The following is a 20094-nucleotide window of genomic DNA, read 5'->3' as shown; positions in this document are numbered from 1 at the left end:
GAGCGCGCACGCGACGAGGCGAGGCGGAGCTGCGAGCGCTTTGGAGCCGAGCGCAGATCCTCGGCTCGGTGATCGCGCACCCACCTCGTCGTCACCACGCGATTCCGGTGTCCTCTCCGAAATCGCTCGCCGCGCCCCACAGCGTGCCGTGCTCCGCGTCGACGAGAATTGCGGTGATCGGGCCCGAGGTTTTCGCCTCGGTCTCCACCTGATAACCGCGCGCGCGCATCGCCTCGAGCGTCGCGACGGGAGTGTCCGCACGCAGCACGAGGCGGCCCGGCTCCGAGACGTGCTCGCCGAACGAGCTGAACATCTGGAACGAGACCAGGTTCGGCGCCTCCGCCGCTTGCTGCGGCGTCATGCCGAACTCGACCACGTTCAGGAAGAACTGCAGCAGGTTCTGATCCTGCGTGTCGCCGCCTTGCACCGAAAACGCGAGCCACGGCTTGCCGTCCTTCAGTGCGAGCGTCGGCGTGAGCGTGACGCGAGGGAGCTTGCCCGTTGCGAGCACGTTGTATGGATTCATCGCGGGATCGAGCACGAACGCCTGCATGCGCTGCGACAGCCCGATGCCTGTGCGGCCTGCGATCACCGCCGGAATCCACGCACCGCTCGGCGTCACCGACACGACCCAGCCCTCGGCGTCGGCGGCCTGAATCGAGGTCGTGCCCGCCATGAACGCGCGCTCGCGCGCGGCGCGCAACGAGGCGCGGTCGGCCGGGTTGCCGTGCGCGCCGTCCGCCTCGCGCGCAGGCCTCGGCGGCCACGAGCGAAGCAATCGCGCGAACGGGTTTTTCGCACCTTGGAACGGGTAGGGGTCGCCGGGCTTCACGTCGGGATCGTTGCGGGCCCAGTCGATCTCGCCGAAGCGCCGCTTTGCATAGTCCTTCGAGAGCAGGCCCGCGATCGGCTCCGCGGGTCCGTGGTACGGATCGCCGTAATAAAAGTCGCGGTCGGCGAAGGCGAGGTTCATCGCCTGATAGATCGCGTGCAGGTAGTCGGGCGAGTTGTGGCCGAGCGCGCGCAGGTCCTTCTGCTCGAGCAGGTTCAGCGCCTGCAGCATCGCGGGGCCCTGCGTCCAAGTGGTGAGCTTGTACACGTCGACGCCGCGGTACGTCGTGCGCACCGGCTCTTCGATGCGCACGCTCCAGCGCGCGAGGTCTTGCTCCGTGAAGAGCGCGCCCTGCGCGCGCGCCGCGGCGACCAGCTCGCGCGCGATGTCGCCGCGATAGAAGCGCCCGTACGCGGCGAGGATCGCGTCGCGTCGCGACTTCCCGGCGGCGAGCGCATCTCGCTCCGCCGCGATCAGCTTCTCGAGCGTCGCCGCGAGCTCGGGCTGGCGGAAGATCTCGCCCGCTGCGGGCGCGGCGCGCTTAGACGCGTCGCTCGGATCGAGGTGCGGGAGCAGCACGCGCTTCGAGTCGGGCCACGACGCGAGTAGCGCGCGGTCTCGTTCCAGCGCGTTCGCGGTCTCGGCGTCGATCGGGTAGCCGCGCGCGAGCTCGAGCGCGGGCCATAACACCTCGGCGAGTGAGAGCCTCCCGTACTCCGCGAGCATGATGAGCAGGCCGCCCGGCGTGCCTGGCGTGACGGCTGCTTCTCCGCCCGTCGCCGGCGGGTAGGCGAGGCCCTGCTTGCGAAAGTGCGCCACGGTCGCGTCGCTGCCGGCGACGCCGTGCGCATTCACGCCGATCACGCGCTGCGTGCGCGGATCGAAGATCAGCGCCTGCGTCTCGCCGCCCCACGAGAGCACGTCCCACATCGTCGCGGTCGCCGCGAGCATCGCGCACGCCGCGTCCACCGCGTTGCCGCCGCGCTCGAACGTCTTCGCGCCTGCGACCGCGGCGAGCGGCTTGCCCGTGACCGCGACCCAGTGGTGACCGTGCAGCGGGGGCTTGTTGGTGCGCGCGAGCGCAGGCTGCACGGCGAACGCCAATGCCAGCAGCGCAGCCACCAGAGAACGCGTTGCTCGTGCCATCCTGAAGAACCTCCGGAGACGCCGTGAACGAAGTCGACGAGAGCCTGCTCATTCTCGCCTCATCGATGCTGTTCGGGGTCGAGGAAGAGGACGATTCCGCGTTCCTGCGTGAGGCCTACGAGGAAGCGCACCAGTACGTCTCGTGGCAGCCGTGGTGTCGCGGAGTCCGCGAGGAACATCTCGGGTTCACGATTCCAGGCGTCGTCGCGGTCTTCCTCGTTCGCATCTGGCCCGCGGATCCAGCCGTGGACGAGTCTCTCTGGGTCGTAGTGGGTGATCTGCCCACGGCGTACCTCGTGACCGACAACGCACCGAACGGCATCGATGCACTCGACGGCTACTGCGAGTTGATGGACGAGTGGGTCGCTGCGGTGCGCAGCGGCCGCGGACGCGCGAAGACCGCTGGCGTCTTTCCAGTCGAAGCGAAGGCGACGCGCAAGAACGCAGATTCACTCGCGAGTCGCGTCGCGTTTCTGCGCGAGCACGTGATCCCAGCGAGAGTCGATGAGCAGCGCGGTCGGGTCGCACGGGCGCGCGTCGCCGCTCCACCGATTCGGCCGGGCGATCACCTGGTCACCGCGAAGGGAGATCGCGGCATCGCGATCCGGTCTCGCCCCCGGCCCACAGACGAGTGGTTGAGGATTCAGCGCGACTCCCGCTGGCGCGACAATCGCGAGCCGCGCTGGTGGACGGTTCTCCCCGAGACTGGCGGATCGATGAGTGCGCCCGAATCGCTGCTCGAGAGTCTCGGACCCGCCTCGCGCGATGTTGCTGAGAGGGCGTATCGGAACGCGAACTTCCACGCCCGAACCACCTTGTGGAAGATGTTCCCGGCTTGGCTGGTCGAACCCGAGCGCAGTTAGCAACTCGCGCTCAAATCACCTTCGCATCGCGCAGCGCGCTGATCTTCTCCCAGTCGTAGCCACACAGATCCATCAGGATCTCTTCCGTGTTCTGCCCGAGCTCGGGCGCGGCGGTGCGCACGCTGCCCGGCGTCTTCGTCAGCTCGACGGGAATGCCCACCGCCTTCGTCTTGCCGTATTGCGGATGATCGAGCTCGGTGACGTAGCCGTTCGCGAGCACTTGAGGATCGTTCGGCAGATCGTCGACGGTGTTCACGATCGTGTAGATGTAGTCCCCGCCGTCTTCCTTGAGGAGGCGCAGCCACTCGTCGCGCGGCTTCGTCGCGAAGGCGGCGTCGAGGATCGCGACGCACTCCGCGCTGTTCATCGCGCGCACCGTGAGGTTCTTGAAGCGCTCGTCGGTCGCGAGCTCGGGGCGACCGATCACGCGCGCGACGTCGGGCCAGTAGCGGTCGCTCTGCAGCATCGCGAGCGCGATCCACTTGCCGTCGCCGCACCGGTAGTGATTCCAGAGCGGGTTCCCGGCGCGCGCGCGGAACGTGCGCGGGAACGCGACGCCCGCCATCAGCTTCATCGACAAGCTGAGGCCTTGCAGGAACAGCATCGAGCCGAGGTGCGAGCCGTTCACCTCTTGGCCCACGCCGTGGCGCTCGCGCGCGAACAGCGCGTTCATGATTCCCCACGCGAGCATCACGCCGCCCATCTGGTCCGCGATGCCGCCGGCGATGCCGAGCGGCGGCATGTCGGGCTCGCCGGCGGCGTTCATGATGCCGCTGCGCGCGAGGCCGAGATGGTCGAACGACGGCTCCGCGGTCTCGTCGCCGTGCGGGCCGTAGCCCGTCGCGCTGCCGTAGACGAGGCGCGGGTTGTGCTGCGACAGCGTCGCGTAGTCGACGCCGAGCCGCGCCGCGACGCCGTGCCGGAAGTTCTGCACGAACACGTCGGACTTCTTCACGAGCTCGTAGAGCACGTCGCGCCCCGCCTGCTGCGAGAAGTCGAGGGTGATCGCGCGCTTGTTACGGTTGTGCGACTCGAAGTACCAGTTCGGACGATCCGCAGCAGACGCGCCGCCCGCGGCGAACAGGTATCGGCCGGGATCGCCCACTCCGGTCTGCTCGATCTTGATCACATCGGCCCCCATGTCGGCGAGCATCGAGGTGCAGATCGGACCCTGCTGCCAAATCGTCCAGTCGAGTACGCGGATGCCTTCGAGCGGCATGGGCATGGCGAGACCTCCGAAGCGCGGGGTTGTTATTGCAAGTAGTTCGTCCCGCCGAGCCGCGCGGCCTTCGGGTCGATGCGCACGTGCACGATCGAGAGCTTGTCGGCGGCGAGCGCCCGATCGAGCGCGGGGCGGATCTGCTCGGGGCGCTCCACGTACTCCGCGTGCGCGCCGACCATCTCGGCCATCAGCTCGTAGCGCGCAGGCAAGAGCGACGCGATGCGCGGCGCGCCCGGCGGCATGAACGCGTCCTGCAGCATGTGGCCCGCGATGCCCTCGTTGTTGGCGACCACGAGCACCGGCGCGGCGCCCACGCGCACCGCAGTCTCGACGCTCATCGCGGCGGCGCCGAAGGCGTAGTCGCCGAGCACCGCCACGCTGGGTTTGTTCGGGCACGCGAGCTTCGCGCCGATCGCGTACGGCGCGCCGACGCCCATGCAGCCCGTGGTGCCGGCGTTCAGGCGCCCGCGGTTCTCGTAGCTGGGCAGCATCGCGCGGCACACGCCCATGATCATCTCGCCCTCTTCGGTGACGATCGCGTCGCGCGGCAATGCGGCGGCGACCTCCTGAACGAGTCGGTACGGGTTGATCGGGATCGAGGCGTCGTGAATCGCCTTCGCCGCGCCGGCCTCGTTGCGCTCGCGCTCCGCGCGCAGCGAGCTGAGCCACGCGCCGCCGGTGCTGCGCAGCTTGCGCTTCGACACCGCGTTCGCGAGCTGCTCCGTCGCGACCGCGGCGTCGGCCACGATGCCGAGCGCGACATCGGCGCCGGACGTCATCTCCTCCGGCGCGAGGTCGATCTGCACGATCTTCGCGCCCTTCGCGAAACGGCGGCCGAGGCCGAAGATCCAGTTGAAGCGCCCGCCGATCATCAGCACGACGTCGGCGTTCTTCATCGCGTGCGAGCGCGCGGCGTTCGCGAAGTTCGGGTGATCGTCGGGCAGCGTGCCGCGAGCCATGGGGGAGGTGATGTACGGGATGCCGAGGTCGACCAGCTTCGTGATCGCGTCGCGCGCGTCGGCCCACGCCGCTCCCTTGCCGACGAGCACGAGCGGCCGCTCCGCGGATTCGAGCAGGTCCGCCGCGCGCGCGATCGCGTTCGGGTCGGGATGCGGGCGCGTCACTTCGGGCGCGCCGTAATAACGCACGGTCTCCTCCGCGACCTTGCGCGAGACGAGGTGACCGGGGAAGTCGAGGTACACGCCGCCCGGTCGCCCTTCGAGCGCCTTCGCGAGCGCGAGATGGATCCACTCGCCGATGCGCTCTGTCGCGTCGACCTGTCCGGTCCACTTGCACACGGGCTTCGCCGCCGCGACCTGGTTCAGCTCCTGGAACGCGCCGAGCCCGAGCGTGCCGCCGAATGCCGAGCCGCCGAGCACCACGAGCGGCATCGCGCTCTCGGTCGCGACGTAGAGCGGCGTGATCGTGTTCGTCATCGCGGGCCCGGAGCCGACCACGAGCACGCCGGGCTCCTTCTTCTGCCAGCCCCAGCTCGAGGCCATGAAGCCGCCGTTGATCTCGTGGCGGCAGCCGACGACTTTGAGGTTCTCCTGCGCGCCGCCGCCGAACAACTCGATCATCGGCCCTGCGACGACACCGAACATCGTGTCGATGCCGGACTTCTTCAGCTGCCGCGCGGCGATGACGCCGCCATTGATCTCCGCCATCTCGATTCTCCTCGTCCTTCGGCACCGTACCACGGTGAGTGCGGGCTCATGCCGGGGGGCAGATGACCGAGGAGGCGCGTGTCCGCAGCCGCGGCGGGGCCGGGGGCGGCTGCGGCGAATGGCTCGCTGGCGGCCGCTCTGGGGGGGGCGCACCAGCGGTCGCGGCGAACACGATGCGCCGAGGTGTCCCGCTGCACGGTGATCGCGGCCGAGCTGCGCTTGATTTCGCCTCCGCCGCCCCCGGCCCCGCCGCGGCTGCTCCTTGCTCGACGGTGAAGTCGAGATTGCTTGGGGCGGGCGCGGATCGGCGCGCCGTTGAGGCGCGCCTCCCGCGCGCTGCGCGTGTGCAGATGCGCGTCGGTTGACCGGGAGCGAGTTGTTACTGGCCGGCGGGCAAGTACGTCTTGAACAACTCGCCCGCGTGGCCGTCGTCGTGGGACGGGACGCGGTAGTAGGTGCGGATCACGATGTCGCCGTTCTCCTCGAAGCGATACGTCTCGATCGAGAGGTGCGGCGCGCGTGTGGGCTCGTTCACGAACGAGTTCTCGAGCAGCCACGCGACTTCGTTGCCGCACACGTGCTGCGTGCCCGGGATGACGCGGAAGCGCACGTGCGGTTGGAAGAGATCGAAGGCGTTCAGGGCGCACTGCTCGAAGCCGCGCTTCTCGGGCGTGCCGACCGGGTCGAGCATGCGGAACTCGCCGGGCGCGACGGCGCGCCAGTTCGCGGCCCACGCGGCCTTGTCGCCCGCGTTCCACAGCGCGACGTAGTTCGTGGCCCAGTCGAGGAGCTGCCTGCGCGTCGGGGTCGGCATGCGCGCGTTCTATCACGCGAGCGCCGCGCACGGCCATGCGCGTAACGTGCGCGCCTCCCTTCACCGCGAGGCTCCGCATGTCCACTCCGCTCGACGTTCGCGCGCTGCTCGATCCCGAGGTCGCCGCCGCGCTCACCGCGATTCCCTTCGATCTCGGCATCCTCTCCGACGCGACGCTGCCCGCGATTCGCGCGGGCTTCGCGGCGGCGCCGCCGCTGCCGCTCTCGGATCAGGTGGAGCGCAGCGACCACGCGATCCCTGGCCGCGCCGGGGTGAGCGTGCGCGTACATCGCCCGAAGGGCGCGAGCGGCGCGCTGCCGTGCGTGTACTGGATCCACGGCGGCGGCCTGATCCTCGGCAATAACAAGCAGGACGATCTGCGCTTCGACCGCTGGTGCCAGTCGCTGAGCTGCGTGGGCGTGTCGGTCGATTACCGGCTCGCGCCCGAGTCGCGCTACCCGGAGCCGCTCGAGGATTGTTATGTCGGGCTGCGCTGGGTGCGGGACAACGCCGCGGCGCTCGGCGTCGACCCGCGGCGGCTCGGCATCGGCGGCGCGAGCGCGGGCGGCGGCCTCGCGGCCGGGCTTGCGCTGCTCGCGCGCGATCGCGGCGAGATCGCGCTCGCGTTCCAGGCGCTGATCTACCCCATGCTCGACGACCGCATGATCACCGCGTCGTCGCAGTGGATCGACCCGGTGTGGCCGCCCAGCGCGAATCGCTACGGCTGGCGCAGCTACCTCGGCGAGCTGGGCGACGCTGCGGTGCCGGCATACGCGGCGCCTGCGCGCGCGAGCGATCTCTCGCGCCTCCCGCGCACGTTCATCTCGGTGGGCGCGCTCGACGGGTTCTCGGACGAGGACATCGACTACGCCGCGCGGCTGCGGCGCGCGGGCGTGGCGACCGAGCTGCACGTCTACCCCGGCGCGCCGCACGGCTTCGACGGGCTCGCCGCGGGCACGGCGATCGCGAAGCGCGCGAATCGCGACATCGAGGAGTGGCTCGCCGCCGCGCTGCGCTGACGCGCGCGAGCAATCGCGGAGGCAAGTGCGCTACTCGCGCGAGACCGAGGAGCGCCCGTGAGCGAAGCCGCCGCGTCCGCAACGACTTCCGCCGGCGCCGCGCGCTGGCTCGCGCTCGCCGGCGCGCTCGCGGTGCAGGCCGTCAGCGTCGGCGCGACGCTCGTGGCGTTCGGCTTCATGCAGGTGCCCGTCGCCGCGGAGTTCGAGGCGAGCATCGCCACGGTCTCGCTCGGCTTCGTGCTGTTCCTCCCCGCGCAGGCGTTCGCAGGTCTCGCGCTCGGGCCGCTCGTCGACCGCATCGGGCCGCGCGTGATCATGCTCGGCGGCGCCGTCGTCTCCGCGCTCGGCTGCGCGCTGATCTACGTCGCGGACTCGCTGGCCGTGGCCGGCATCGGCTTCTCGCTGCTCGTCGCTGCCGGCGCGGTCGGCCTCGGGCCGATGCCGTGCTCGAAGCTCGTGGTCGACTGGTTCCCCGATCAGCCGGGCACCGCCCTCGGCATCAACGCGGTGGGCCCATCGATCGGCGCGCTGCTCGGCCCGAAGCTGATTCCGCTCGCGATCGGCGCGTGGGGTTGGCGCGGCGCCGTCGCGGCGTGCGGACTCGCGTTCGCCGCGACGCTGCCGCTCGTGCTCGCGCTCGTGCGCGAGGCGAAGTCCGCAGCGCCTACGCACGCGCCGGGCGTTCCGGCGGCGCCGGCCGACCGCAGCTACCTGCGCGACCGCAACTTCTGGGTGCTGACGCTCGCCTTCGGCCTCGCGTTCGGCGCGCTCGTGAGCCTCGGCAACGCCTACCCACCGTACGCCACGCAAACGCGCGAGCTGACCAACGCTTTCGTCGGCAACTTGTTGTTCGCGAGCGCCGTCGTCGGCATCGGCGCCAACCTCGCGTTCGGTCGCCTCGCCGACCGCTTCTCGCGCAAAGCACTGATCTGGAGCGCGTTCGCGCCGCTGATCGCGTGCTGCGCGCTGCTCGCCACCACGCCGCCCACGAGCTGGCTCATGCCGATGGCGATCGTCACCGGCGTCGCGCAGGGTCTCACCGCACTCTGGACTGCCACGATCGGCGATCGCTTCGCCCCCGAGAGCTTCGGCAGCGTGATGGGAGCGATGGGCCTCTTCATGCTCCCGTTCACCATGTCCGGCGTGCAGTTCCCGATGTCCGTCTTCGCCGCCACCGGCCGCTTCGAGCCCGCCTTCGCCACCTTCGCCGCCCTAACAACCGTCGCTGCCGTGCTGCTCTTCTTTCTCGGGCCGAAGCGCGGCAGCGCCTAGCGCGCGTCCTTCACGACCACGCCGCCCTTCATCACCCAGGTCACCCGCTCGAGCTCGGTCACGTCCGTCAGCGGGTCGCCCGCGACTGCGATCAGGTCGGCGTAGAGACCCGGCGCCACGCGGCCCGCGCGATCTTCCCAGCCGAGCAGCTCGGCAGCCCGCGACGTGGCGGCGGTGATCGCTTCGAGCGGCGAGAGGCCCCAGCGCACCATGTGCGCGAACTGCTTGCCGTTCCAGCCGTGCGGATAGACGCCGGCATCGCTGCCGAACGCCACCTTCACGCCGGCGCGCACCGCGCGCTGGAAGCTCTCGCGCTGCGTGCGACCGATGAGGCGTTCTTTGTTGATGATCTTCTGCGGGTATCCGAGCCGCGCGAACTCGGCGAGGATGTAGTCGTCGTTGTAGACGTCGGCGACGAGCACGGTGCCACGCTGCTTCATCAGCCGAATGCCCTCGTCGTCGAGCAGCGAGCCGTGCTCGATCGAAGCGACGCCGGCGCGCACCGCGCGCTTGATGCCCTCGGCGCCATGCGCGTGCGCCGCCACCCGCAGGCCCCACGTCGACGCCTCGTCGACCAGCGCGTCGAGCTCCGCTTGCGTGTATTGCGGCGCGCCCACGGACTCTTCCTCGGAGAGCACGCCGGCGGTCGCGACGACTTTGATCACGTCCGCGCCCCACTTCGCGCGCTGCCGCACGGCCTTGCGCACGCCGTCGACGCCGTCCGCGATCCCGCTCAAGTTCTCGAAGCGCAGGTAAGGCGAGAAGCCCGTCAGGTCCGCGTGACCGCCCGTCGCGCCGATCGCGAGCGTCGCGACTTGCATGCGCGGGCCCACGACCTCGCCGCGCTCGATCGCGCGCTTCAAGGCGACGTCGACGAGCTCCTCCGCGCCGACCTCGCGCACGCTCGTGAATCCCGCCTCCAGCGTGCGGCGCGCGAACACGTGCGCAGTCACGGCGGCGTCGATCGGGCTGCGGCGGAACAGCTGCTCGTAGTAGTCGCCAGGGTCGCCGCCCGCGATGTGGGTGTGGCAGTCGATCAGCCCTGGCAGCAGCGTCGCGCCGCCGAGGTCGATCACGCGCGTGCCATCGGGAATCGCGAGGCTTCGGCCGACGGCGGTGATCCGTTGGTCCGCGATCAGCACCACCGCGTCGCGAATCGGCGGCGCGCCGGAGCCGTCGATCAGGCGAGCTGCGCGCACAGCGACGCGCTGCGGAGGCGCAGGCTTCGTCTCCTGTGCGAGGGCCGCAGCGGCAACGAAGCAGAGCGCGAGGGCGAGCGCGCGCATGCGGTGTCCTCCTCAGAGGCGGCGGAGGCGACTCGCGGCGCCGCCGCTTCGCCACATGTAACAGCTGTCGAGCTGGCCCCCGCTGCTCGTGAACGAGCTCTCTTCGGCCGTGAGGCCCGCGCCGGTCCTCGCGCGCTCGTACATCAGCGGCATGCGATGCGTGAGCGCGGCCATGCACTGGATCAGCGCGGGCGCGAAGTTGAGCAGCGCCTGCGTCATGAGCGCGCCGTCGTCACCGGGGCCGAGCTCGCCGGCAAGCGCGCGCACGCGCCCCGCCATCCCGCGCAGCGCGGAGTCGCCCGCGAGCTTGCTCGCCACCGCATCGCGGCACTCCCACTGCGCGCTCACTCCGGTCGCCGGCGTGCGTTCGCGCGCGGCGGCGCTGAGCGCGTTCAGCTGCATGCCGCCGACCGCGATCTCGCCGATCACGCGCGCTTCGAGCGCTCGCGCCGCGCGGTCGATGAAGTCGCGCACGCTGCGCTGCGGCGCGAGCCAGAACTCGCTCGCCTGAATCGCGAGCTCGAGCGTGCCCGCGCGCTCGAAGCCGTCGAGCATCAGGTTCTGTTTTGCGACGCGCTCGCCGGGCTCGCGCTCACCCGCGCGCCGCTGCGGGCTCGCGAGCACGCGCGGCACGAACGCGCCGAGCGCCTGGCCGAGGGTGAGCAGATGCGAGCAGCCGAGCGGCCCGCCGAACACGCCCGCGAGCCGCTTCGTGAAGCCCGCGTCGATCGCGCCGCCCACGAGCGCCTGCAGCCGCGGTGCAGGATCGCGGCAGCACTCGCCGCCCGTCGCCGCGCTGCGCTCCATCGCCACGTGCGGCTGCTCGATCTCGAGCGCCTCGATCACGCCGCGCTCGTCGAGCGTGCAGCGCCAGTGCATCAGGTGGATGAAGCCCGCGCTCTGGACCTCGAGCCCGCTCGGCACGAAACCGCATTTCCGCAGGTCGAGGATCGTCCCAGTCGCGCGGATGCGGTCCGGGGTCTGCTGGAACACGTCGAGCGAAATCGAGCGCGTGTGCAGGGGATGACCGGACGGCTGGAAAGAATCGCGCGCAGCTGAAGGCAGCATGAGGCGGCGCAGAATACGAAGGCGCGGCTGCTAATGCTCCACGCTTTCGCAGAGGAGGAGAGATGCGACTTCTCAGGGTGATGCTCGGGGCCGGTCTGGCGCTCGCGCTTGCGGGAGCCGCGCATGCCGCGCCGAAACAGAGCGTGCGGCTCGCGACGACGAGCGCGCTCGTCGACACCGGGCTGCTCGCATACCTGCTGCCGAAGTTCACCGCCGATACCGGCATCGAGGTCCAGGTGCTCGCGGTCGATGCGACCCGCGCGTTCGAGCTCGGCAAGCGCGGCGAGGCCGATGCGCTGCTCGTCGACGACCGCGCGGGCGAGGACTTCTTCCTGTCGCAGCGGCACGCGACCGAGCGCCGCGAGGTGATGTACGTCGAGTACCTGGTGGCCGGCCCGCGGAACGATCCCGCCGAGCTCGGCGACGGCGCCAGCGCACCCGGTGCGTTCAAGGCGTTCTCGGAACGGCAGCAAGCGTTCGTCTCGCGCGGCGATGGCTCTGGAACGGTCGCGCTCGAGAAACGGCTCTGGAACCAAGCCGGGCGCGTGCCGGACGTGGGCGCCGGGACGTGGTACTTCAGCGCGAACGCGTCGATGGCGAAGACGCTCGCGCTCGCCGGCGAGAAGCGCGCGTACGTGCTCGTCGACAAGCCCACCTGGCTGCGCGAGAAGAACCACTACGGCCTGATCGAGCTCGTGGACGGCGGCGTGCAGCTGCAGAACGGTTTCGGCGTGCTCGTGGTGAACGACCTCAAGCACAAGACCGCGCGCTACGCGCCCGCCAAGAAGCTGGCGGACTGGCTCACCGGGACGCAGGGCAGAACGCTGATCCCGAAGTTCAAGATCGCGGAGAAGTTCCCGTACATGGTGCGCTGAGGGTTACGCCGCCGCGCTGCGCCGCTCTTCCAGTTTCGCCTTCACCAACTCGAACACGATCGGCAGCACCGAGACGACGACGATCGCGAGAATCACGCTGCTGAAGTAGCGCTGCACGAACGGGATGCGGCCGAAGAAGTAGCCCGCAAGCGTGCAGAGCGAGACCCACGCGATGGCGCCGGTCACGTTGTAGACGGCGAACTCGCGGTAGGGCATGCGGCCGATGCCGGCCAGGAACGGCGCAAACGTGCGCACGATCGGCACGAAGCGCGCGAGGAAGATCGTCTTCTTGCCGTACTTCGCGTAGAAGGCTTCGGTGCGCAGCACGTACTTCGGGTTGAGCAGCCGCGAGCGCTCGGTGAAGACCTGCGGGCCCACGTACGCGCCGATCGCGTAGTTCACGGCGTCGCCGAGGATCGCCGCCGCGATCAGGAGGGCGAGCGTGAAGCCGAGATCGAGCGGCGAGCCGGGCGCGGCGATCAGGGCGCCGGTCGCGAAGAGCAGTGAGTCGCCGGGCAAGAGCGGCAGGATCACGAGGCCCGTCTCGCAGAAGACGATTCCGAAGAGCACCACGTAGAGCCACGCGCCGAGTTCGGCGGCGAGCTTCACGAGGTGCTTGTCGATGTGCAGGATGAAGTCGACGAGGCTTCGGATAAGCTCGAGCATGAGGGGCCTCGTATCGGCCGCGCCGGCGCGCGAAGTGAGCGGCACAGCCTGACGGGCGAGCTAGCGTGCGGCAACGGCGATCAAGCGCGCGCCCGCGAGCGCGCCTAGAGTGGGGCTCGCGGCGCACCGCAGGAGTTGCTCGTGATCGAAGTGTCGAACGTTTCACGCCTCTACAAGCGCGCCGCGGACGAAGTGCATGCGCTCGAGAAGGTGAGCCTCGAGATCCCGCGCGGGCAGTTCATCGCCCTGATGGGGCCGTCGGGATCGGGCAAGTCGACGCTGCTCAATCTCGTCGCCGGCCTCGATCGGCCGAGTAGCGGCAGCATCAGCGTCGCGGGCCAGAGCCTCGACGCGCTCGACGAGGACGAGCTCGCGAGATTCCGTGCCGCGCACGTCGGCTTCGTGTTCCAGTTCTTCAACCTGATCCCCGTGCTGAGCGCGGTCGAGAACGTCGAGCTGCCGCTGCTCCTCACGCACCTCTCGAAGTCGGAGCGGCGCGAGCGTGCGCTGACCGCACTACGCGTGGTCGGCCTCGCCGATCGCGCGGACCATCTGCCGCGCCAGCTCTCGGGCGGCGAGCAGCAGCGCGTCGCGATCGCGCGCGCGTTCGTCTCCGATCCGGATCTGATCGTGGCCGACGAGCCGACCGGCGACCTCGACGCGAGGAACGCCGAGGCCACGCTCGAGTTGTTACGGACGCTGCGCCGCGACTTCGGCAAGACTATCGTGATGGTCACCCACGACCCGCGCGCGGAGAAGTACGTCGACGTGGTGCACCACCTCGACAAGGGCGTGCTGCTCGAGTCGCGACCGGGCGGAAGCGCAGGAGGCGCGCACTGACATGCTGAAGTACGCACCGCTCGTCTGGAAGAACCTCGGCCGCAACAAGCTGCGCAGCGCGATCACTGGCGTCGCCATCGCCTTCGCGGTCGCCATGGTTTGCGTGCTGCGCATGCTGCCCGCAGCGCTCGACTCGATGCTCGACCGCATGTCGACGGGCACGCGCATCTCCGTGCACAACCAGGCGGGCCTCACCTACTCGCTGCCGTACTCGTACGTGAACAAGGTGCGCGCGATGCCGGGCGTGGTGGACGTCGCGTCCTACCAATGGTTCGGCGGCGTGGTGGACGAGGACAAGGGCGTCCAGTTCCCGAACTTCGCCGTCGACGCCGACCATGTGCGGGTCGTGTTCGAAGACTGGAAGATCGAGCCTCAGGCTCTCGACGACTTCGAGAAATACCGAGACGCGGCGCTGGTCGGCACGATGACGATGCAGCAGCAAGGCTGGAAGGTCGGCGATCTGATCACGCTCAAGAGCACGATCTTACCCGTGGAGGCGCAGCTGCGCATCGTGGGCACGATCGAGCGCGGCCCGTTCGTGTGGCTCTCTCGCGAGTACCTCGAGCAAGCGATGCTCGCGCAGGGCTTCTCGTTCGACACGACGGGCACGATCTGGGCGCGCATCGACGACGCGAGCCTCGTGACACCACTGATCGCACGCATCGACGAGACGTTCCGCAACAGCGAAGCCGAGACTGCGTCCGAAACGGAGAAGGCGTTCTTCTCGAACATGATGAGCAGCGCGCAGGGCTACGTGACGATTCTGCTCATCGTCGCGGGCGTGGTGACGCTCTGCATCGTGTTCATCGCCGCGAACACCGCGAGCATGTCGGTGCGCGAGCGCATGGGCGAGTTCGCGATCATGAAGGCGCTCGGCTTCCGCTGGCGCACGTTGTTCGCGACGCTCGTGGTGGAAGCCGCGCTGCTCTCGACGCTCGCGGGCGCGGCCGGCGTGTTGCTCTCGATCGGCGCAACGAACGCGCTGCGCTCGATCACCGCTGGTGCGGGCGGCGCAGGCCCGATGAACGCGTTCTTCGTGAGCAACGCCGTGCTCGTGCAGACGCTGTTCATCGCGTTCTTCATCGGCATCGTCAGCGGCGCGTTCCCGGCGTTCGGCGCATCGCGCAAGCCCGTGGCGCAAACGCTGCGCGAAGTGTTCTGAAGAGGCCTGACCCGCCATGGCGCTGCCCCTCTCGTACAGCCTGCGCAGCCTGTTCGCGCGCCGCCTGCGCACGAGCCTGACCGTGAGCGTGATCGCGCTCGTCGTGATCGCGGTGTCGCTGATTCTCAGCCTCGCGAGCAGTCTCCGGCGCACCCTCGTCAGCTCGGGCGACCCGCGCAACCTGATCGTGATGCGCAAGGGCTCGGACAACGACGGGAACTCGCAGCTCACGCTCCAGTCGCTGCAAGACATCCGCTTCTTCGACGGCATCGCGCGCACGCCCGCAGGCGATCCGCGGCTCTCACCGGAGCTCGTGATCCAGCCGTTCTTCACGCCCAAGAGCGGCGGTCGCGAGAACGTCCTCGTGCGCGGCGTCGAGCCCGTCGCGCTCTCGGTTCACGACGGCGTGAAGATCGCCGAGGGCCGCATGTTCGTGCCGTCGAGCGGCGAGGCGGTGGTGGGCCGCGGCGTCGCTGGGCGATACGTCGGCGCGCAGCTCGGCGACGCGCTCGAGTTCGGCCGCCAGCGCTGGAAGGTCGTGGGCATCCTCGAGTCCGGCGGATCGTCCTTCGAGAGCGAAGTGTGGGTGGACGCGCGCGAGCTCGCGAACGACGCGAAGCGCGTGATGCCGTTCTCGAGCTTTCGCCTGCGCGTCGCGGACGGCGCCGACATGGAGGCGCTCGCGCGGCGCATCGGCGACGACCCTCGCCATGCGCTCGAGGCCAAGCTCGAGACCGACTACTACGCGGAGCAAGCGGAGGCCACGACGCAGATCTACGTGCTGGTCGTGTTCGTCGCGCTATTCGCCGGTCTCGGCGCCATGCTCGGCGCGACGAACACGCTGTATGCCGCGGTGCAGGCGCGCGTGTCGGAGATCGGCACGCTGCGCGCGCTCGGCTTTTCGCGCGGCGCGATCCTCACGTCTTTCCTGGTTGAGTCGCTGATCACGGCGGCGCTCGGCTTCGCGCTCGGCGGCGCGATCGCGATCGCACTGGCCGCCGCAATCTCGGCTGCGCTCGGCGGGATCAGCTGGCAGGCAGAGACCTTCTCGACCAACGTGATCCAGCTGCGCGTCGGCCCGAGCGACCTCGTCGCCGCGTTCGCGCTCTCGCTCGCGATCGGCGTGCTCGGCGGGTACTTCCCCGCGCGCCGCGCCGCGAAGCTGCGCCCGATCGAAGCGCTCCGAAAGGCATAAGGGATGGCAGAGCAGGCGCGGTCCGTACGGGAAGAGCTGAGCTCGCTGAAGCTCGATCGGCGCGCGCCGCCGCCGAAGAAGCGGCGCGTTCCGCGCTTCGTGTGGGCGATCGCGCTCTCGCTGCTCGCGCTCGGCGGAGCGGTGCTATGGCGCCTCACGCTCGGCGCGCCGACCGTCGTGAGTGTCGCGTACGCAGAGCGCAGCGAAGGCGGCGAGGCGAGCGCGCCGGCCGCGGGCGTGGTGCTCACCGGCTCGGGTTACGTCGTCACGGGCGAGAAGTACATCTCGATCGGCGTGCGCGTGCCGGGCCGCATCGACGCGTATCTCGTCGAGGAGTCGCAGGCCGTCACGAAGGGCCAAGCGCTCGTGCAGCTCGACAAGCGCGACTACGAGGCGGCGCTCTCGCGCGCCCGCGCGGCGCGCGAGCTCGCGAGCGCGAACGCGCAGCTCGCTGAGATCGAGGCGAAGCGCATTCGCGCGCTGGCGCAGCAGAACGTCGCGGCGCAGTCGCAGCTCGACGTGAAGGAGAGCCAGCTGCGCGTCGCGAAGGCGCAAGTGCAGCAAGCCGAAGCCGCGCTGCGCGAGGCGGAGATCGCGCTCGACTACACCACGCTGCGCGCGCCGCGGGACGGCGTGGTGCTCGCGAAGTTCAAAGAGGTGGGAGAGATCGCGGTGCCAGGCGGGTTCGCCGGCGCGGGCGACTTGATCCGCATCGCAGATCTCACGGACCTGCGGGCCGAGGTCGACGTCAACGAGGTCGACCTCGCGCGCGTGAAGCTCGGCCAGCGCGCGGAAGTGACGCCCGACTCGTTCCCCGACAGCCACTACGACGCCGAGGTCGTGAAGCTCTATCCCCAGGTGAATCGGCAGAAGGGCACGCTGAAGGTGGAGGTGCGCCTGCTCGAGCGCGACGACAAGCTGCGCCCCGACTCGAGCGTTCGCGTCGCGTTCCTCGCGCCCGAGGCGGCGCCAGAAGCGCCCGGCGCCCCGCCGGCGGCGGTGATCACGGTGCCGCGCGCGTCGGTACAGGACGGCGCCGTGTGGGTCGTGAGCGAAAGCAAGCTGCGCCAGCAGCGCGTCGCGCTCGGGGGTGAGCGCGCCGACTCGGTCGTCGTGCGCGAGGGCCTGCTCGGCGGCGAGGCGGTGGTCGTGAGCGCTGAGGGAACGCTCGAAGCGGGGCGGAAGGTCGAGGTCGCGAACTAACAGCCGGGGCTTAGGGCTGCAGCACGCACCCGCTCTCGGGCGTCGCGAGCGCCACTCGCTCGGCGAACAGAGGCACCCAGGCGCGCACGCCCTTGCCGTCCGGCAGCGGCTCGGACTGCACGCGCTCGAAGTCGAGGGACTCGGGCAGGTCGGCGCGGCAGGCGGCGTAGTCGCGCCCGCCGAGGGTCATGCACGAGCACACTTCTTTCGCGACGTAGCCCGCGCCCACGGCGGTGACGTTGTTCAGGTAGGGGACGCCCACGGCGAGCACCGCCACGAGCACGAGCCACACGACGAAGCCGATTACCCACTTCAATGGCCGTGCCCTCCGCTGCGCGCGGGCGCGCCGAGCGGCGCGAAGGCCTCGATCAGCTCGCGCAGCCCACTGCGCAGCGCGTCCCACGAAGTCGCGTTCATCTCGCCGAAGCGCACGACCACGAGGTCGCGCGAGGGCACGAGGATCACGAACTGGCCGGCGTTGCCGTTCATCTCGAACGAGTCCAGGCCCGCACCGAAGTGCGCGTGCTGCTCTGGCCCCGGCGGCGCATTGATCCAGAAGTGCGCGCCGTACGTGCCGTTGTTATGGACATCCGCCGGCGTGCGCGTGAAGTCGACCCAGCCCTGCGGCAGGATGCGCCCCGTCTCCCACACGCCGTCGCGCAGATACAGGAGACCCAGGCGCGCCCAGTCCTGCGCCGTGCCCCACGCGAACGCGCCGACGAGCGGCGTGCCCGCACGGTCGTGCTCGACTACGAAGGAGTGCATGCCGAGCGGGTCGTACAGCTCGCGCTTCACGAACGCGCGCACGTCTTCGCCCGCGCGGTCGACGACGAAGCGCGAGAGCAGCTGCGTCGTGCCCGTGCTGTATGCCCAGCGCGTGCCCGGCGGCACGCCGAGCGCGGGCTGAGAGGCGGCGAGGGCGGTGTCGCCCGAGGCGTTCCCGAACAACAAGTCGGCGCCGAAGCTGGTCGGCCCGCCGTCGCCGTCCGCATTCTCGAGGCCCGTCGTCATCTGCAGCGCGTGGCGCACCGTGACTGCGCGGCGCGGATCGTCCGCGCGCGAGCGCCACTCGCGCGCGTCGAGTGGCTCGTCGAGCGAGGCGAGACCGTCGCGCACAAGAATGCCCACCCACGCGTTGACGACGCTCTTGGCCGCCGACCACGAGCGGAATCGCGTGCGCGCGTCGAACCCCTTCGCGTATTGCTCCGCCACGAGCCGCCCGCCCTGCACGACGAGCACCGCGCGCGTGTCCGGAATTCCCTTCGTGCTCTTTGGCGCGAACAGCTTGCCGAGCGCGACTTCGATCGCGATGTGGTCGGCGTTCTTCGGGTCGCCCCTCGCCCAGCCGCGCGTCGGGTACGGCACGTCGAGTCGCTGCGCGGGTAGCGGGAAGCGCTGCGGGGGCTGCGCGAGCGCGGCGGCGGCCAGCGCGAGTGCGAGGAGAAACGCGGCGAGTCTGCGCATGAGGCTGCGCAGTGTGACAGCGATGCGCCGATTGCACAGCGCGGCTGCTGCAGCGCGGGGCAGCGCGGAGCGCGCCGCCCCAGCGAGCGCCGCACGCTCGCGCAGCGGGCACGAGCGATGCATCCGCGCACGGGCGGGAGTGCGGGCGATGCACCGATCGGAAGCGCGCGAGCTCGGGTACTGCGCCGAATGCGGCGCCGAAGTGCACTCATCGCGCGATCGCACGTACGCGGTCGACGCGGAGCGCAGCCTTTGCTTCGCGTGTGCGGTTCAGCGAGGCGGCTGCTTCGACGAGCGCCGCGACCTGTGGACTCACGCGCCGGACCTGTCGGGTCTCAGCGAGCCCGACGAGTGAGTCGCGCTCATGCCGGCGCGATGCGCACCGCAGTCAGCTTGTGCTCCGGGCACTTCGACTCGGGATCGCCGGCTGGGCCGACGACGCGGTTCGCGTGCGTGCTCGGGAAGTGGAACGAGAGAAACGCCGTCCCCGGTAGGACGCCGGCTTCGATTGCGACGCGCGCCGTGGCATCGCTGTGCGTTCGGCGCGGCAGTGAGCAGTGCGCTTCGCCCCAGCCGACGCGGCGCTGCGCAGCTGGCTCCGCCGCGCGAAGCTGCGCGCATGCGAGAGCTCCCCGCGAACGTGCGCGTCTACAAGCGCACGCCAGAGTTGGATGCGGCGACCACGCCCGCGGGTCTGCTGCGAAACCACACGACGAGGGCGGGCGTGTGGGGTCGCGTGGTGGTGCTCGAAGGCGAGTTGTCATTCCGCTCGCTCGCGGAGCCGATCCTCGAGCGCGTGCTCACCCCCGATCGCGGCGTCGTGATTCCGCCCGAGCATCCGCACGAGGTTGCACTGCGCGGGCCGGTGCGCTTCTTCGTGGAGTTCCTGCGCGACGACACGACCTGATCAAGCGCATGCCTGCGGCTGAATGGAAACGCCGCGAGCTTGTCCTCGGTCGTGCTTCGCGACCGAGGTCGTCGAGATTTGACGCCTCGGCTCAGGCCGCTGCCTTCTTGCCCTTGCTCTTCTTCTCTGGCTTGGCCTCGCTCTTCGTCTCCGCCTTCGCCGGCTCGCTCTTCGCTTCGCCCGCCGCGGCGCTGTCGCTCTTCGCGGCCGGCGCGGTCTCCGTCTTGTCCTTGCTCTCGCTGCTCGGCTTCTGGCTCGCGTAGAGGTCGCCGTACCAACCGCCGCCCTTCAGCACGAACGAAGTACGCGAGATCAGACGCTTCGCCTTCGCCTTGCCGCACTTCGGGCACTTCTTGATCGCGGCCTCGCTGATGCGCTGCTCGCGCTCGAACTCGTGCTGGCAGGCCGTGCATTGGTACTCGTAGACGGGCATCTCGCTTCTCCGCTCCCGAAGCAGGCGCGGTGAGTAGTGGAAACGGGATTCGCCTGCCAGCGCGGGCAGTTGTGCGGCGAGAGCTACGGGATCGCGTGCGATCGCGGCTCGCTCGAATTGGGGCCGAGGAATCGTGCTGGCACCGCCCCCCAAACGAACG

General features: G+C 70.1%; 21 protein-coding genes. 10 read left to right on the top strand and 11 right to left on the bottom strand.

Features of this window, described 5'->3' with window-relative positions:
* Window positions 1-91 precede the first annotated feature (91 nt).
* Window positions 92-1978, bottom strand: a complete 1887-nt coding sequence (locus FJ091_05550) for a gamma-glutamyltransferase (GenBank protein MBM4382817.1) — start codon at window positions 1976-1978, stop codon at window positions 92-94.
* Window positions 1979-2001: 23 nt separating this feature from the next.
* Here FJ091_05550 and FJ091_05545 point away from each other — a divergent pair, with 23 nt between their 5' ends.
* Window positions 2002-2841, top strand: coding sequence for a hypothetical protein (locus FJ091_05545; protein ID MBM4382816.1), 840 nt, complete (start codon window positions 2002-2004; stop codon window positions 2839-2841).
* Between the two features lie 10 nt (window positions 2842-2851).
* Here the strand turns inward: FJ091_05545 and FJ091_05540 are convergent, their stop codons facing one another.
* The 3 genes from FJ091_05540 to FJ091_05530 form a co-directional block, all read right to left on the bottom strand.
* Window positions 2852-4066, bottom strand: coding sequence for a CoA transferase (locus FJ091_05540; GenBank protein MBM4382815.1), 1215 nt, complete (start codon window positions 4064-4066; stop codon window positions 2852-2854).
* A gap of 26 nt (window positions 4067-4092) precedes the next feature.
* Window positions 4093-5730, bottom strand: coding sequence for a thiamine pyrophosphate-binding protein (locus FJ091_05535; GenBank protein ID MBM4382814.1), 1638 nt, complete (start codon window positions 5728-5730; stop codon window positions 4093-4095).
* 379 nt (window positions 5731-6109) lie between these two features.
* Window positions 6110-6544 carry a hypothetical protein gene (locus FJ091_05530; GenBank protein MBM4382813.1) on the bottom strand — a complete coding sequence of 145 codons (435 nt, stop codon included), beginning with the start codon at window positions 6542-6544 and terminating at the stop codon, window positions 6110-6112.
* A 77-nt stretch (window positions 6545-6621) separates the two neighbouring features.
* Between FJ091_05530 and FJ091_05525 the strand changes: the two genes are divergently transcribed.
* Window positions 6622-7563, top strand: coding sequence for an alpha/beta hydrolase fold domain-containing protein (locus FJ091_05525; GenBank protein MBM4382812.1), 942 nt, complete (start codon window positions 6622-6624; stop codon window positions 7561-7563).
* 57 nt (window positions 7564-7620) lie between these two features.
* Entirely contained in the window at window positions 7621-8835 is a 1215-nt protein-coding gene (locus FJ091_05520) for an MFS transporter (protein MBM4382811.1), read from the top strand.
* Here FJ091_05520 and FJ091_05515 read toward each other — a convergent pair.
* Together FJ091_05515 and FJ091_05510 are read right to left on the bottom strand one after the other, a co-directional pair.
* The gene (locus FJ091_05515) at window positions 8832-10121 is read right to left on the bottom strand and encodes an amidohydrolase family protein (GenBank protein ID MBM4382810.1); all 1290 of its coding nucleotides are present in this window, start codon (window positions 10119-10121) and stop codon (window positions 8832-8834) included. The two genes, FJ091_05520 and FJ091_05515, sit on opposite strands and share 4 nt — an antisense overlap.
* Window positions 10122-10133: 12 nt before the next feature.
* Window positions 10134-11114, bottom strand: coding sequence for a DUF2889 domain-containing protein (locus tag FJ091_05510; GenBank protein ID MBM4382809.1), 981 nt, complete (start codon window positions 11112-11114; stop codon window positions 10134-10136).
* A gap of 137 nt (window positions 11115-11251) precedes the next feature.
* Between FJ091_05510 and FJ091_05505 the strand changes: the two genes are divergently transcribed.
* Complete coding sequence (locus FJ091_05505) at window positions 11252-12064, top strand: substrate-binding domain-containing protein (GenBank protein MBM4382808.1); 813 nt, start codon at window positions 11252-11254, stop codon at window positions 12062-12064.
* 3 nt (window positions 12065-12067) lie between these two features.
* Here FJ091_05505 and FJ091_05500 read toward each other — a convergent pair whose 3' ends face one another.
* Complete coding sequence (locus FJ091_05500) at window positions 12068-12730, bottom strand: DedA family protein (GenBank protein ID MBM4382807.1); 663 nt, start codon at window positions 12728-12730, stop codon at window positions 12068-12070.
* 135 nt (window positions 12731-12865) lie between these two features.
* Here FJ091_05500 and FJ091_05495 point away from each other — a divergent pair, with 135 nt between their 5' ends.
* From FJ091_05495 to FJ091_05480, 4 genes are read left to right on the top strand one after another with little or no spacing between them, the layout of a single operon-like run.
* On the top strand, window positions 12866-13570 hold the full coding sequence (locus FJ091_05495; protein MBM4382806.1) for an ABC transporter ATP-binding protein: 705 nt from the start codon (window positions 12866-12868) through the stop codon (window positions 13568-13570).
* Between the two features lies 1 nt (window position 13571).
* A complete protein-coding gene (locus tag FJ091_05490; protein ID MBM4382805.1) occupies window positions 13572-14732 on the top strand; it encodes an ABC transporter permease in 1161 nt (386 codons plus the stop codon).
* A gap of 16 nt (window positions 14733-14748) precedes the next feature.
* Window positions 14749-15927: an ABC transporter permease gene (locus FJ091_05485; protein MBM4382804.1), complete on the top strand. Its 1179-nt coding sequence runs from the start codon at window positions 14749-14751 to the stop codon at window positions 15925-15927.
* 3 nt (window positions 15928-15930) lie between these two features.
* On the top strand, window positions 15931-17130 hold the full coding sequence (locus FJ091_05480; GenBank protein MBM4382803.1) for an efflux RND transporter periplasmic adaptor subunit: 1200 nt from the start codon (window positions 15931-15933) through the stop codon (window positions 17128-17130).
* Between the two features lie 10 nt (window positions 17131-17140).
* On the opposite strand, the gene FJ091_05475 is transcribed toward FJ091_05480, so the two are convergent.
* Complete coding sequence (locus FJ091_05475; protein MBM4382802.1) at window positions 17141-17446, bottom strand: hypothetical protein; 306 nt, start codon at window positions 17444-17446, stop codon at window positions 17141-17143.
* Window positions 17443-18594, bottom strand: a complete 1152-nt coding sequence (locus FJ091_05470; protein MBM4382801.1) for a serine hydrolase — start codon at window positions 18592-18594, stop codon at window positions 17443-17445. Before FJ091_05470 ends, FJ091_05475 begins: the two co-directional genes overlap by 4 nt.
* A gap of 148 nt (window positions 18595-18742) precedes the next feature.
* Here FJ091_05470 and FJ091_05465 point away from each other — a divergent pair, with 148 nt between their 5' ends.
* The gene (locus FJ091_05465) at window positions 18743-18949 is read left to right on the top strand and encodes a hypothetical protein (protein MBM4382800.1); all 207 of its coding nucleotides are present in this window, start codon (window positions 18743-18745) and stop codon (window positions 18947-18949) included.
* 7 nt (window positions 18950-18956) lie between these two features.
* On the opposite strand, the gene FJ091_05460 is transcribed toward FJ091_05465, so the two are convergent.
* Window positions 18957-19259, bottom strand: coding sequence for a hypothetical protein (locus FJ091_05460; protein ID MBM4382799.1), 303 nt, complete (start codon window positions 19257-19259; stop codon window positions 18957-18959).
* Here FJ091_05460 and FJ091_05455 point away from each other — a divergent pair.
* Window positions 19214-19501, top strand: a complete 288-nt coding sequence (locus tag FJ091_05455; protein MBM4382798.1) for a DUF1971 domain-containing protein — start codon at window positions 19214-19216, stop codon at window positions 19499-19501. The two genes, FJ091_05460 and FJ091_05455, sit on opposite strands and share 46 nt — an antisense overlap.
* A 91-nt stretch (window positions 19502-19592) precedes the next feature.
* Here the strand turns inward: FJ091_05455 and FJ091_05450 are convergent, their stop codons facing one another.
* Window positions 19593-19934, bottom strand: a complete 342-nt coding sequence (locus tag FJ091_05450) for a zinc ribbon domain-containing protein (protein ID MBM4382797.1) — start codon at window positions 19932-19934, stop codon at window positions 19593-19595.
* Window positions 19935-20094: the final 160 nt, after the last annotated feature.

It is taken from the genome of Deltaproteobacteria bacterium (assembly GCA_016875395.1).
Taxonomy (GTDB): Bacteria; Myxococcota_A; UBA9160; order UBA9160; family UBA6930; genus VGRF01.
This window is presented reverse-complemented; position numbering and strand designations above follow the sequence as displayed.

Bases quoted from the DNA above. Each gene is read 5' to 3' on its own strand.
- FJ091_05455 (MBM4382798.1), top strand. From the start codon at position 19,214: ATGCGAGAGCTCCCCGCGAACGTGCGCGTCTACAAGCGCACGCCAGAG.
- FJ091_05500 (MBM4382807.1), bottom strand. From the start codon at position 12,730: ATGCTCGAGCTTATCCGAAGCCTCGTCGACTTCATCCTGCACATCGAC.
- FJ091_05530 (MBM4382813.1), bottom strand. From the start codon at position 6,544: ATGCCGACCCCGACGCGCAGGCAGCTCCTCGACTGGGCCACGAACTAC.
- FJ091_05470 (MBM4382801.1), bottom strand. From the start codon at position 18,594: ATGCGCAGACTCGCCGCGTTTCTCCTCGCACTCGCGCTGGCCGCCGCC.
- FJ091_05490 (MBM4382805.1), top strand. From the start codon at position 13,572: ATGCTGAAGTACGCACCGCTCGTCTGGAAGAACCTCGGCCGCAACAAG.
- FJ091_05515 (MBM4382810.1), bottom strand. From the start codon at position 10,121: ATGCGCGCGCTCGCCCTCGCGCTCTGCTTCGTTGCCGCTGCGGCCCTC.
- FJ091_05480 (MBM4382803.1), top strand. From the start codon at position 15,931: ATGGCAGAGCAGGCGCGGTCCGTACGGGAAGAGCTGAGCTCGCTGAAG.
- FJ091_05540 (MBM4382815.1), bottom strand. From the start codon at position 4,066: ATGCCCATGCCGCTCGAAGGCATCCGCGTACTCGACTGGACGATTTGG.
- FJ091_05535 (MBM4382814.1), bottom strand. From the start codon at position 5,730: ATGGCGGAGATCAATGGCGGCGTCATCGCCGCGCGGCAGCTGAAGAAG.
- FJ091_05550 (MBM4382817.1), bottom strand. From the start codon at position 1,978: ATGGCACGAGCAACGCGTTCTCTGGTGGCTGCGCTGCTGGCATTGGCG.
- FJ091_05505 (MBM4382808.1), top strand. From the start codon at position 11,252: ATGCGACTTCTCAGGGTGATGCTCGGGGCCGGTCTGGCGCTCGCGCTT.
- FJ091_05450 (MBM4382797.1), bottom strand. From the start codon at position 19,934: ATGCCCGTCTACGAGTACCAATGCACGGCCTGCCAGCACGAGTTCGAG.
- FJ091_05485 (MBM4382804.1), top strand. From the start codon at position 14,749: ATGGCGCTGCCCCTCTCGTACAGCCTGCGCAGCCTGTTCGCGCGCCGC.
- FJ091_05465 (MBM4382800.1), top strand. From the start codon at position 18,743: ATGCACCGATCGGAAGCGCGCGAGCTCGGGTACTGCGCCGAATGCGGC.
- FJ091_05525 (MBM4382812.1), top strand. From the start codon at position 6,622: ATGTCCACTCCGCTCGACGTTCGCGCGCTGCTCGATCCCGAGGTCGCC.